Raw genomic sequence first — 12,857 nt, forward strand, 5'->3', positions numbered from 1 at the left:
CGCCGGCACGGGCTCTCGGTCAGCTGCCGGCGGGCTCGAAGCCGGTCAGCGGGGGGACGCTCACGCCGGGCACCGCGGTGACCGCGACGTCGGTCGTGGTGATGAAGGTGCCCTCCGCGGCATCCCAGGGGGCGAACCACGCCTGGTCGACGAGGTAGCGGTTGAGCTCCTGCAGCGCCGCCGTCTGCTCGTCGCCGCTGGTCGTCTGGGCCTGCTGCACGAGGCGGTCGACCTCGGGGTCGGCGTTCTTGAAGGGGTTGAACGGCGACTGCTGGGTCAGCGTCAGGCCGATCATCTCGAACGGCGACCCGGCGGTGAGGTTGAAGAAGTTGGCCGGCCACTGGCCGCCGATGATGCTGCCGACGACCTGGTCACCGGTGATCGGCGAGTAGGTCACCTCGATGCCGAGGGAGGCGAACGCCTCGGTCATCGCCGCCTGCTCGTCGGGGTAGACCGGCGAGAAGTCCGGCAGCGTCATCGAGAAGCCGTCGGCGTAGCCGGCCTCGGCCATGAGCTCCTTCGCCCGGTCGACGTCGAACTCGTAGGTGTCCTCGAGCGACTCGTCGTAGGCCGGCGAGTTCGGGCCGAAGACCTGCACGGTGGGCTCGCCGAGCCCGCCCTTGACGGTCTCGACGATCGTCTCGCGGTCCATGGCGAAGTTGATGGCCTGCCGCACGCGCACGTCGGCCAGCGCCGGGACCAGCGCGCCGGCGCGGTCCCAGAGGTACACGCCCTCGATGCCGCCGTTGGTGTAGGTGGTCACGGTCAGCCCGGCGTTCTCGGCGCCGGTGGTGACGTCGCTGGTCCCGCCGGCGACGCCGTTGATCTCGCCGGAGCGCAGGCCGTTGAGGATCGCGGTGGTGTCGTCGAGGTAGCGGATCTCGAGGGAGTCGTAGGGGAAGTCCTCGGCGTTCCAGTAGTCCTCGTTGCGCGTGTAGACGTAGGTGCTGCCCGCCGTCGAGGCGTCGGCGTCGAGCACGTAGGGCCCGGAGCCGACCGGGGCGGTGGCCAGGTCGGGGCTCGCGAGCGCCGCGGGGCTGGCCACGTAGCCGGAGCTGCGGGACAGGCTCTGCAGCAGGGCGGGGTCGGGCCGGCTGAGCACCACGTCGGCGTGGGTGGCGTCGACCACCTCGACCGAGGAGATCGCGCCCAGCGCCGACCCGGCCTCGCCGGACCTGCCCTTCGCGGCCTCGAGGTTGGCCTTGACCGCCTCGGCGTCGAAGGCCGTGCCGTCGCTGAAGGTGACGTCGTCGCGCAGGGTCAGGCTCAGCCGGGTGTTGGTCTCGTCGTAGGACCACTCGGTGACGAGGTTGGCGACCGGCTGGCCGTCCTCGTCCAGCTCGAGCAGCGTGTCGTAGACCGCCTGGTAGTAGTGGTCCTCCGGCCCGCTCTGCGCCATCTCGCCGACCGCGAAGGAGCTCGGCGGCGTCACGGCCGCGAGGGTGAGCTCCGTGCTGTCGCCGGAGCCGGAGCTCTCGCCGGAGGACCCGCCGCAGGCGGCGGTGAGGAGCAGGACGGACGCGGCCGTGGCCGCGACGAGGGACCTACGCATGTGGACTCCTGGGAGGGCGGGACCGGGGGTCCCGGGCGGCCGGAGGGCCGGAGCGGCAGGGAGGACGGCGGTCCGGTGAGGCGCCGGGACAGGCTGTGGGGCGGGTCACGCCCTACCGCAGACTTTAGTGCCGTTGGCACATATGTCAACCCTCACATGGCCGCGGTGCGCTGCAGCGGTGCGGCGTGGCCCACGGGCGACCCGTTCTCGATCCAGAGCCCGACCGACGACGGGTCGAAGAGGTGCTCGATGGCGAGGATCGCCGCGCCCGTGACGCCCTCGCGGAAGTCCAGCGACGCCGGCCGCACGGTGAGGCGCTGCCGGGCCAGCCGCGTGGTGCGCCCGCGGACGGTCTCCTCCAGCGTGCGCACCACCGTGTCGCCCACCCGGAGCACGCCCCCGCCCACGACGACCGTGCCCGGGTTCACGAAGTTGACGAGGTTGGCGACCGTGGTGCCGATGACCCGGGCGCCGTGCTGCACGAGCCCGGAGGCGAGCGGGTCGCCGTCGCGGGCCGCCAGGCCGACGTCCTGGGCGGTCAGGCTGCCCCGCTCGGCCAGCCGCGCGGCGAGCCGCGGGCTCTCCGCGGCCCGCGCGGTGGCCTGCCGCACCAGGCCCCACCCGCCGGTCACCGCCTCCAGGCAGCCGGTCTGCCCGCACCGGCACAGCACCGACGGGTCGTCGGTGACCTGGACGTGCCCGATGTCGCCGGCCGCGCCGGTGTCCCCGCGGAAGACCGCGCCCCTCGACACCAGCCCGGCACCCACGCCCTCGTCGGCCAGGATGTAGAGCAGGTCCCGGCCGTCCCGGGGCTCGCCGCGGTGCCACTCGCCCAGGGCCATGAGGTTGACGTCGTTGTCGACCCAGACCGGCGCGTCGTAGCGCTCGCGGAACCACGAGCGGACGCTGAACCCGTCCCAGCCGGGCATGATCGGCGGGTCGACCAGCCGGCCGGTGCCGAAGTCGACCGGCCCGGCCACGCCGATGCCGAAGGCCCAGGGCTCGGTGCGGGTGCGCCGGGCCAGGCGGGCGAACAGGCCGTCGAGGACCTCGAGCGTCTCCTCCGGGCGGTGCGCGGCATCCCAGTCCTCGTGCAGCGAGCCGAGCAGCGTGCCGTCGAGCGTGGCGACCGCCGCGGTCATCTCGGTGGCGCCGACCATGCCGGCGTACACGTGCCCGGCGTCCGAGCGGAACCGCAGCAGCCGGGACGGGCGCCCGCCGCCGGAGGGCGCGAGGTCGCCGTCCTCGAGGAGGCCGACGTCGATGGCCTGCTGCACGCGCTGGGTCACGACCTTGCGGCCGAGGCCGGTCTCCTGCTCCAGCGCGGGACGGGTCAGCGCACGGCCGGTCCGGACGAGGTTGACCAGCCGCCCGTGGACGTAGGCGTCCTGGGGCGACGGCGACGAGCTGCTCATGGGCGACCTCCTGGAGACCTGCGCGCCGGGAGGCATATGCTCCGGCGGAACAAAACTACGTCGTGCCGGCACGTCAGGGAACCGCGTCGCCGGACGACATCCTCCCGGCCGTTCCCCCCGCACCGGCGCACCGGTCCGGCCCGTGTCCGGCCCCTCCTCCGGGGAGCCCCCGTGCCCGAGCCCGCCGTGACCCCCGCCGTGCCCCCTGCCGAGGTCCCGCCCGCCGTCACCGACCTGCGCGCCGGCCGCCGCCGCGACGGCGCGCCCTGGGCCGACTCGGCGACCCCCGTCCTGTCCTGGCGGACGGCGACGACGGCACCCGGCTGGGACCAGGCCTCGGCGACGCTCACCGTGACCCGGCCCGACCGCGACGGCGCCCCGGAGTCCGTCGAGCTGTCCGGGCCGGACTGCGTCTGCGTGCCCTGGCCCTTCGCGCCGCTGCGCTCCCGCGAGCGCGTGCTGCTCGAGGTGGCCACCACCGGCACCGACGGGGTCCCCGCCGCGCCGGCCCGGGTCGAGGTGGAGGCGCCGCTGCTCGACGGCGCGGACTGGTCGGCCCGGTCGATCTCCCTGCCCGCCGCGGCCGACGACACCCCCGGGCAGCTGCGCACGCACCTCACGGTCGAGGAGGTGCCCGTCCGCGCGCGGTTGTACGTCACCGCCCTCGGCTCCTACGAGGTGGAGGTCAACGGCGTCCGCGTCGGCGACGAGGTGCTGGCGCCGGGCTGGACGAGCTACCGCGACCGCGTGCTGGTGCAGACCCACGACGTCACCGGCCTGCTCCGCCCGGGCGCCAACACGGTCGGTGCCTGGCTGGCCGGCGCCTGGTTCACCGAGCGCTACGGCTTCTTCGGCCGGGCCACCCGCGCCTACGAGGGCCCGGCCGCGTTCCTGGCCCAGCTCGAGCTGACGTACGCCGACGGCAGGCGCCAGGTGGTCGCCACCGGACCGGGCTGGGAGGGCAGCACCGCCGGCCCGCTGCGGTCCAGCGGCATCTACGCCGGGGAGGAGTTCGACGCCACGCGGCACGACCCCGCCTGGTCGACGCCGTCCGGCCGGGCCGGCGGATGGGCCCCGGCCGTCGTCACCGATCTCGACCCCGCGGTCCTCTCCCCCGCCGCCGCCGAGCCGGTCCGCCGGGTGCAGGAGGTCGCCCCGGTCGCGGTCACCTCCTCGCCGTCCGGGGCGACCGTCGTCGACTTCGGGCAGAACCTGGTCGGCCGGGTGCGCATCCGGGTCCGCGGCCCGCGGGGGCACACGGTGACGCTGCGGCACGCCGAGGTGCTCGAGGACGGCGAGCTCGCCATCCGGCAGCTGCGGTACGCGTGGTCGGTCGACCGGTACACGCTGGCCGGCGACGGCGAGGAGACGTGGGAGCCGCGGTTCACCTTCCACGGCTTCCGCTACGTGCAGGTCGACGACTGGCCGGGCGCGCTCGACCCGGCCGACGTCACCGCCGTCGTCTGTTCCTCGGACACGCGGCGCACCGGCCGGTTCACCAGCTCCTCGCCGCTGCTCGACCGGCTGCACGAGAACGTCGTGTGGAGCACCCGCGGCAACTTCCTGTCCCTGCCCACCGACTGCCCGCAGCGCGACGAGCGGCTGGGCTGGACCGGCGACCTGCAGGTCTTCGCGGGCGCGGCGGCCACGCTGGTCGACTGCGACGCGTTCCTCGCGTCCTGGCTCGCCGACCTGGCGCTCGAGCAGCGCCGCAACGGCGGCGTCGTCCCGATCATCGTGCCGACGGCGATGGCCGAGGACACCGACGGCGTCGTGGCGGCGTGGGGCGACGCGGCGACCGTCGTCCCGTGGACGCTGTACGAGCGCTTCGGCGACCGCGACCTGCTGGCGCGGCAGTACCCGTCCATGCGTTCCTGGGCCGACGTCGAGCTGGCGCAGGCCGACGACGACGGCCTCTGGACCCGCGGCTACCAGCTCGGCGACTGGCTCGACCCGCGGGCGCCGGCCGACCGCCCGCGCGAGGGCCGCACGCACCCCTCGCTGGTGGCCTCGGCCTACCTGTTCCGCTCCCTCGACCTCGTGGCCCGCACCGCCGCCGTGCTCGGCCGCGACGAGGACGCGCGGCGGTACGCCGGCCTGGCCGAGCGGACGCGCACCGCCTTCCTCGGCACCTATGTCACCCCGCGCGGGCGGATGGTGTCGGAGGGGCCGACGACCTACGCCCTGGCGCTGGTGTTCGGCCTGGCTCCCGACCCGGACCTGCGGGCGGCGCTCGGGCGGCGGCTGGCGGAGATCGTCCGCGAGGACGGCTACCGCATCGGCACCGGCTTCGTCGGGACGCCGCTGGTCATGGACGCCCTGTGCGCCACGGGGCAGACCTCCGCCGCCGGGCGGCTGCTGCAGCAGACGGAGTCGCCGTCGTGGCTGTACCCGGTGACGGTCGGGGCGACGACGGTGTGGGAGCGGTGGGACGCGCTGCTGCCCGACGGCACGGTGAACCCGCACGAGATGACGTCGTTCAACCACTACGCCTTCGGCGCCGTCGTCGACTGGCTGCACCGCGGGCTGGCCGGCCTGGCGCCGGCCGAGCCGGGCTACCGGCGGATCGCGGTCGCTCCCACGGTCCTCGACGGGCTGACGGCGGCGCGCAGCGAGCTGCTCACCCCGTACGGCCCGGCCGCGGCCGGCTGGGTCCTCGACGGCGACGAGGTGACCGTCCGCGCCGTCGTCCCCCCGGGGACCACCGCCGACGTCGTCCTCCCCGACGGCTCGACGGACTCCGTGGGCTCCGGTGAGCACGTGTGGACGTCGCGCTGGTCCCCGCCGCGGCCGCGGACCGTGCTCGCCGGGCTGGACACCGACCTCGCCCACCTGGTGGACGACCCCGCGGCGCTGGCGCGGGTGCGGGAGGTGCTCGCCGTGCACGACCCCGGCCGCGCCCGCGCCTTCGACGGCGGCCTCCGCTACGAGGCCGGCTCGACGCTGCGCACCGCGCTGCTGTTCGCCGACCCCGCCGCGCTGGCCGCCGTCGAGGAGGCGCTCACCGGCCTGACCGCGCGCCGCTGACGTGCGCCTCACCCCTGGTCACGCGGGCCGGGCGAGCTCGGCCAGGACCTCGCCGGTGAGCCGTCCCGGCAGCGAGGGGTCCCCGGGTGGGTACTGCTCCCACTCCCCCAGCCGCACCGAGGTCTCGACCACCAGCCGGCAGCGGTCGAACCGCCGCTCGCCGAAGCGCCGCAGCGCGGCCGGGACGTCGTCGTCCTCCGCGAGCACCTCGGCGAGGACGACGGCGTCCTCGATGGCCATGCCCACGCCGTAGGCCATCTGCGGGGTGGTGGTGTGCACGGCGTCCCCGACCAGGACCGTCCGGCCACGCGACCACGGCAGCGGGACCAGCAGCGACTGCAGGGAGCGCACGTCCACCTCGCCGAGCGGCGACCCCGCGACGAGCGGCACGGGGCCCCCGAAGGAGCGCAGCCGGTCGCGGAACGCCTCCGCGAGCCGCTCCGGCGCCGGCCTCGGGGCACCGCGGTCGGGCTCGAGCAGCCAGACGTAGAGGGCGTCGTCGGACACGGGGACGACGCCGACCTTGCCCAGCTCCGGGCCGCCGTCGAGCATCGAGTACCGCGACACCCCGGCGGGGCGGGGCGCCGGCGCCCGCCAGACCAGCTGCCCGGTCGCCCGGGGCGCAGGAGCGTCAGGGAGGACCGACCGCCGGGTCTGCGAGTGCAGCCCGTCGGCCCCGACGACGACGTCCACCGTCCGGGTCGTCCCGCCGGACAGCCCCACCTCGACCCGGTCGCCGTGGTCGGCCAGGGCGGTCACGGTCGTCCCCAGCCGCAGCTCGCTCCCCGAGGCGGTCACCGCGCCGAGGAGGACCTCGGCCAGCGCCACGCGCGAGACCGCGATCGACGCCGGGCGGCCCGGGAGCAGGGACGGCGGCCGGAGCGTCGTCCGGACGGCGCCGCGGGCGTCGCACAGGTCGATCTCGTCGTGGGCGTATCCGCGCTCGAGGCAGGCCCCGAGGAGGCCGAGGGAGTCCAGTGCCCGCATCGGCGCGCTCTGCAGGACCAGCCCCGGGCCGGACGGGCGGATTCTCGCCCCGACCTCCACGACCGTCACCTCGTGCCCCCGGGCGCCGAGGGCCACCGCGGCGGTGCACCCGGCGGGACCGGCGCCGACGACCAGGACCCTCACGTCGCCACCTGCGGGTGCGGGGTCACGGGTCCTCCTGGTGACGTGGTCAGTGGCGTGCCGCGGCCGCGGCCGCGGGCGTCGCGCGGTCGAACCGCGACGGGTCGCCGTCGTAGTACGGCCAGACCCGCCACCGCGCGGCGCCGCTGCGCTCGGGCGGCCCGAGCGTGACGTGCCCGGTGGCCGCCCACTCGACGCCGCGCACGAGCAGGGTCATGAACGGGACCTTGCGGAAGGTGTCCCAGTCGTGCCCGAGGACGACGCAGACGCTGCGCCCCGCTCCCCACTCGTTCGCCCAGGCCAGCGGCTGGTCGGTGTCCATCCCGGGCAACTCCCCGATCCCGCCGGGAGGGACGTCCACCGGGGTGTGGGCGTTGGGCCACCCGGCCCGCCGGTAGGTCTCGACATCGTCGAACACGGTGAGCAGGACCGTCGCCGACGGGTCCATCCGGGCGCCGGTCAGCACGTCGTCGTTCACCACGGCCCACTCGGCGGGCAGCCCCTCGGTGATCGGGTGGCGCGGCTCGGGGAACCGCACCGTCACCTCCGCCTGAGGCCGGGGGCGCAGGCCCGTGGTCCGGCTGAGGGTGGCGCCGCGCATCCGGTCGAACTCCTCGGGGAAGCCCCACTCCGGCTCCTGCACCGACGAGCCGTGGAACCACAGCACCCCCCGGCCCTTCTCGCGCACGAACCGGATGAGCGCCTGCTCGGTCGTCTCGCCCAGGCGCTCGGCGACCGAGTGGTAGTCGTCGCGCCCCTCGTACATGACGAGGACCGCGTCGAACCGGTCGAGCAGCTCGTCGCCGATCCCCCGGAACTCCTCGAGCACCCGCACCCGGAACCGGCCGGTCGACTCCAGGAGCGTCGTGAGCATCGAGGTGTGCAGGCGGAAGCTGCGGTGCTCGTTGTCGTGCTCGACGCTGACGCGCCCGGTCGCGATCAGGACGTCGAGCTTGCCGGCCGTCACGCGTCGGCCGCGACCGACCGGATGTACTCCACCGACGTCGTCGTCTCGACGGCCGGGAAGTACTCCAGGCCGATGGGGCCGTCGTAGCCGGAGGCGCGCACCACGGCCAGCTGCGCGGGCCAGTCGACGTCGCCACTCCCGGGCTCGTGCCGGCCGGGGGCGTCGGCGAGCTGCACGTACTTGACGAAGCCGGCCGCGTTGGCCAGCTCGGTCGCCGGGTCCTCCCCCTGGACGATCGAGTGGTAGAGGTCGTAGAGGATGCCGAACCGCTCCGAGCCGATGGCACGGGCCACGTACACGGCGTCCTCGGTGCGGTCGGTGAGCGCGCCGGGGTGGTCCACCCGCGAGTTCACCGGCTCGAGGCAGAAGTCGACACCGGAGTCGCGGTGCCGCGCCACCGCCTCCCCGTACAGGTCGATGACCACCTGGTGGTTCCGCTGCCGGTTCATGCCCGGGAAGCCGACGCCCGAGGCGAGCACGATCCGCGGGCACCCGAGCCGGCGGGCGTGCTCGACGGCGACGTCCAGTCCCTCGTGGGCCGGGGTGAGGTCGGTGCCCGGGAAGGTGAAGCCCATCCGCGGCCCCGCGAGCAGGGAGGTCAACTGCACACCGGTGTCGGCGAGCGCCTTCTCCAGCGAGTCGAGGTCCTTGTCGGTGGAGAACCACATCTCGACCGCGTCGAAGCCGGCGGCCGCGGCGGCGCGGACCCGGTCGCCGGCGTCGGTGCCGGCCTCGGTGAAGAGCAGTTCGATGTTGGCGGACAGCTGGTACACGGGGACCTCTTCCTGAGGGTGTCGGTGACTGGGTGGCGGAGCGGCTCAGCGGCCGCGTCGACGGGCGGGGTCAGGCACGGACGGCCTCCGCCACGAGCGGCGCGAGCTCGCGCTGGACGAGGTAGCCGGCGAGCAGGGCGCTGGCGGCCGGGTGCGGGCTCTGATCGCTCTCGACGACGATCCAGCCGGAGTAGCCGGCGTCGAGCAGGGCGCGGGTGACCGCCGGGAAGTCCACGAGCCCGCCGTCGGCACCGGGCTCGGCGAACCAGCGCGGGACCTCCCGGGCGCCGCCGCGCACGCGGACGGTCCAGTGGGCGTGCGGCTGCAGGTACTCCTCGGCGTCGTCGACGGCGAGGGCGTCCTTGAACTGCACGTGCGCGATCCGGTCGCCGTATGCGGCGATCACCCCGAGCGGGTCGATGCCCCCGGCGGTCAGCTCGCCGGTGTCGAGGGCGAGGCCGACGAGCGCCGGGTCGGTGCGGTCGACCAGCCGGGGTACGTGGTCCCGGCGCAGCGCCGAGAGGAAGTCCACGTGCAGCGCCAGGCGGACGCCGTGCTCCGCTGTGGCACGGCCGGCGGCGTCCCAGCAGGCGGCGACCCGGTCGAGGGCGTCGTCGTCCAGCGGCTCGACGTCCCCGGCGCCCGGTACGGGGCGCACGAGCAGCACGGACCCACCGAGCTCGGCCAGCGCCCCTGCGAGCACGCCGGCCCGCTGTGCGATGGCGGGGGCGTCGGCCTCCGCCAGCGGGGACAGCGGCCCGGTGAGGTCCTCCATCGAGCGCTCCGCCGGGTCCCAGTACCAGCTGCTGACCGCGTCGACGGCGCAGCTGCGCAGGAAGTCCCCGAAGCCCGCGACCGAGCCGAAGTTGGCAGCGAGCTGCTGCGGGTTGCCCAGCGGCTCCCACCGCCCGGTGCCGTAGGTCAGCTCGACGCCCTCGAAGCCGGCGATCGACAGGGTCTTCAGCGCCCGCTCGTGCTGCTCCCGGCGGACGAAGTCGTCGAACTGCGGCTTCCACTGGTTGATGGCGTACGACCAACGGATGGCGCTCACCGGTAGATCTCCTCGAGGACGTTCTTCGCGTACCAGCGGGAGATCGCGGTGCTCTCGGAGTAGTCGCCGCCCTCCTTGTTGGCCTTGTCGTGCTCGACGGAGATCCAGCCGCGGTACCCGTTGTCGCGGACCGCGGTCATCATGGCCTCGAAGTCGACGAGCCCGTGCGGGGTACCCATCTCGTGGAACCACTTCCCGGTGGTCGGCGCCATGATCTCGGAGTCGGGCCGGTGCCGGTGGTCGTCGCCGGTCGCGACGTCGCGGGTGTCCTTGAAGTGGAAGCCGCTGACCCGGTGGGCGTGCCGCCGGTAGAACGCCACCGGGTCGACCGATGCGATGCAGTGCTGGGCGGTGTCCACGAACAGCGACACGTACCGGTCGTCGGTGTGGCTGTAGAAGGTCTCCAGGTCCGGCTCGCTCTGGATGCCGCAGAAGAACTCGTGGTGGCAGGTGAGCCGCACGCCGAAGCCGGCGGTGATCTCCCCGACCTTGTTCCAGCACTCCGCGGTGTACTTGATCTTGTCCTCGGTGATCGGCTCCATGTCGTAGTAGAGCGTCGCCGGCATCACGATGATGTTGTCCAGCTCGATCTCCGACCAGCGGCCCATCGTGACCCGGAAGTCCTCGAGGATGTTCTCGTGCGTCTCCGGCAGGTGCGGCGCGTAGTTGCGGACGTCGTAGTCGGCGGCGTGGAAGGTGTTCACGATCCGCTCCAGCCCGTGGTCTCGGACCATCTCCTGGTACTTCGCCGGGCCGCCGTAGTCGCCGTACATCTGCCAGATGCGGAAGTCGAAGGTGTCGATCGCGTCGAACCCGGTCGCCTTGATCTGCTTGAGGAAAGCCGACATGGTCCTGTGCGAGTGCCACTGGTCGACCGGCCCGGCCGGCCCGTTGCTCCGCCAGTGGTCCATGTAGGACCACCTGATGGCGCGCTCCGCCGAGGTCACTTGGCCACCCCCAGCTCGTGCTGCAGGTACCAGCTGTTGAGCATGGCCAGCTCGGCCGGGTTGCCGCCGTGGTCGCTCTCGATGACGACCCAGCCGGGGAAGTCCCGCTCGCGCAGGGCCGCGACGAAGCCCGGGACGTCGACCAGCCCGTCCTCGGTACCGAGCTCGTAGAACCAGCGCTCGATCCGCCGTCCGGCGCCGCCCTTGAGCATCGTCGACTCCGCGCCGGGCATGCGGTACTCCTCGCCGGTGTCGGCGTACCGGGTGTCCTTGAGGTGCACGTGGGTGACCCGGTCGGCGTGCTCCCGGTAGTAGGCGACCGGGTCGATGCCGCCGATCGTGAACTCGGCGGTGTCCAGGGCCAGCCCGACGGTGGCCGGGTCGGTCGCCTCGAGCAGGCCGGTGAGCTCCTCGGTCGTGTGCACGGCGCCCAGGCAGTCGTAGTGCAGCGCCAGCCCGAGACCGGCCGCTGACGTCAGCTCACCGATCCGGTTCCAGACGTCGCCGATCACCTTGATGCCATCGGCGCCGAGCGGCGGGCTCATCCAGGCGGAGCCGACCGGCCGGACCACCAACTGCTCCGCACCGACGCCGGCGAGGAAGTCCACGAACGGCTTGGCCCACTCGACGATCGCGTCGTGGTCGTCGGGGTTCGCCGTGGAGCGGAAGGCGTACCCCTCCTCCTCCTCCGCGGGAGCCTGCGGGTCCCAGAACATGCTGGAGACGCCCTGCACCCTCGCCCGGCGCAGGAAGTCCAGGAAGCCGGAGTGGCTGCCGTGGTTGAGCAGGATGACCTCGGGGCGGCTGATGTTGTCCCAGCGACCGGTCCCCGACGCCAGCTCGATGGTGTCGAAACCGCAGGCGGAGACGGTCTTCAGCGCACGCTGCTGGTCCTCGTGCCGGACGAAGACGTCCAGCCGGACGTTCCACTGGTTGAGGGCGTAGGCCCAGCGCAGGGTGTCCTTCATCGCACGCTCTCCAGTCCGCGGCGCGCCTCGGCCTCGGCCTCGGCGAGCACGTTGTCGATGTACCACTTGGCCACGGCGGTGGCCTCGGCGTAGCTGCCGCCGCCGAGCTCGGCCTTGTCGTGCTCGACGGTCAGCCAGCCGTCGTAGCCGCTGGCGACGATCTCCTTCATGAGCGCCGGGAAGTCGACGAGGCCGCCCTCGCCCATCTCGTAGAACCAGCGCGTCACGTGCGGCGCCATGAGCTCCGGGTCCGGCGGCGTGCGGTAGGCCTCGTGCTCGTCGACGTTCTTGGTGTCCTTGAAGTGGAACCCGGTGCAACGGTCCCGGTAGTCGCGGAACATCTGGATCGGGTCGACGCCGGCGATCGTGTGCTGCGCGGTGTCGCAGAAGAAGTAGACGTACTCCGGGTCGGTGTACTCGAAGAACAGCTCGAGTTGCGGGCGGGTGCGGATCGCGCCCCAGAACTCGAAGTGACAGGTCGTCGTCATCCCGTGCTCGAGGGTCAGCTTGCCGACCCGGTTCCACAGGTCGGCCACGACCTTGATGGTGTCGTCGGTGACCGGTTCGGTCTGCCAGTAGGTCGACGTCGGCATGACGATGAAGTTCTCGACGCCGGTCAGGCCCTCGCAGGTGCGCAGGGTGTTCGTGCAGTCGGCGACGATCCGGTCGTGCGTCTCCCGGACGTGGGGCGCCGTGTACCTCGTCGCCGAGGGGTACGCGGAGAAGATCCCGGTGATCTTCTCGAACCCGTTGTCCTGCAGGAAGCGCTCGAAGCCCGGCACCGAGCCGTACATCCCGCCGAGCATGTGCAGGTAGAAGAAGAAGGTGTCGAAGCCCGTGAAGCCCAGAGCCGACAGCTGCTTGACGTACCGGTCCATGTAGGCGCGGTTGAACGACGGGGGCTGCGGCCCCTGCGGTGTCTCCGTCACCCAGTGGTCCATGTAGGACCACTTGGTCCAAGTCACGATCGGTTCCCCTCTGCCGTTGTCCGGCGGGTCGTGTGTGCGTGTTCCGTGCAGAGATGGAGAT

At 73.4% G+C, this 12,857-nt stretch carries 10 protein-coding genes; 1 reads left to right on the forward strand and 9 read right to left on the reverse strand.

Features of this window, described 5'->3' with window-relative positions:
- Window positions 1–19 precede the first annotated feature (19 nt).
- Window positions 20–1,552, reverse strand: coding sequence for an ABC transporter substrate-binding protein (locus FN207_RS12905; protein ID WP_142458896.1), 1,533 nt, complete (start codon window positions 1,550–1,552; stop codon window positions 20–22).
- Window positions 1,553–1,704: 152 nt separating this feature from the next.
- Window positions 1,705–2,967: an ROK family protein gene (locus FN207_RS12910; RefSeq protein WP_185938318.1), complete on the reverse strand. Its 1,263-nt coding sequence runs from the start codon at window positions 2,965–2,967 to the stop codon at window positions 1,705–1,707.
- A gap of 171 nt (window positions 2,968–3,138) precedes the next feature.
- On the opposite strand from FN207_RS12910, the gene FN207_RS12915 reads away from it, so the two are divergent.
- The gene (locus tag FN207_RS12915; protein WP_221888172.1) at window positions 3,139–5,994 is read left to right on the forward strand and encodes an alpha-L-rhamnosidase; all 2,856 of its coding nucleotides are present in this window, start codon (window positions 3,139–3,141) and stop codon (window positions 5,992–5,994) included.
- A gap of 18 nt (window positions 5,995–6,012) precedes the next feature.
- Here the strand turns inward: FN207_RS12915 and FN207_RS12920 are convergent, their stop codons facing one another.
- From FN207_RS12920 to FN207_RS12950, 7 genes are all read right to left on the reverse strand, one after another.
- On the reverse strand, window positions 6,013–7,125 hold the full coding sequence (locus tag FN207_RS12920) for an FAD-dependent monooxygenase (RefSeq protein ID WP_142458899.1): 1,113 nt from the start codon (window positions 7,123–7,125) through the stop codon (window positions 6,013–6,015).
- 46 nt (window positions 7,126–7,171) lie between these two features.
- Complete coding sequence (locus tag FN207_RS12925; protein WP_142458900.1) at window positions 7,172–8,089, reverse strand: ThuA domain-containing protein; 918 nt, start codon at window positions 8,087–8,089, stop codon at window positions 7,172–7,174.
- Window positions 8,086–8,862 (reverse strand): TIM barrel protein, encoded by a 777-nt coding sequence (locus FN207_RS12930; RefSeq protein WP_142458901.1) that lies wholly within the window; start codon window positions 8,860–8,862, stop codon window positions 8,086–8,088. The genes FN207_RS12925 and FN207_RS12930 overlap by 4 nt, the downstream gene beginning before the upstream one ends.
- Window positions 8,863–8,932: 70 nt before the next feature.
- Window positions 8,933–9,913 carry a sugar phosphate isomerase/epimerase family protein gene (locus FN207_RS12935; RefSeq protein WP_142458902.1) on the reverse strand — a complete coding sequence of 327 codons (981 nt, stop codon included), beginning with the start codon at window positions 9,911–9,913 and terminating at the stop codon, window positions 8,933–8,935.
- Window positions 9,910–10,824 carry a sugar phosphate isomerase/epimerase family protein gene (locus FN207_RS12940; RefSeq protein ID WP_142458903.1) on the reverse strand — a complete coding sequence of 305 codons (915 nt, stop codon included), beginning with the start codon at window positions 10,822–10,824 and terminating at the stop codon, window positions 9,910–9,912. The genes FN207_RS12935 and FN207_RS12940 overlap by 4 nt, the downstream gene beginning before the upstream one ends.
- Window positions 10,825–10,856: 32 nt before the next feature.
- A complete protein-coding gene (locus tag FN207_RS12945; RefSeq protein ID WP_142458904.1) occupies window positions 10,857–11,828 on the reverse strand; it encodes a sugar phosphate isomerase/epimerase family protein in 972 nt (323 codons plus the stop codon).
- Entirely contained in the window at window positions 11,825–12,793 is a 969-nt protein-coding gene (locus tag FN207_RS12950) for a sugar phosphate isomerase/epimerase family protein (RefSeq protein ID WP_221888173.1), read from the reverse strand. Before FN207_RS12950 ends, FN207_RS12945 begins: the two co-directional genes overlap by 4 nt.
- Window positions 12,794–12,857: the final 64 nt, after the last annotated feature.

The sequence above is a fragment of the Geodermatophilus aquaeductus genome, assembly GCF_900182545.1.
Lineage (GTDB): Bacteria > Actinomycetota > Actinomycetes > Mycobacteriales > Geodermatophilaceae > Geodermatophilus > Geodermatophilus aquaeductus.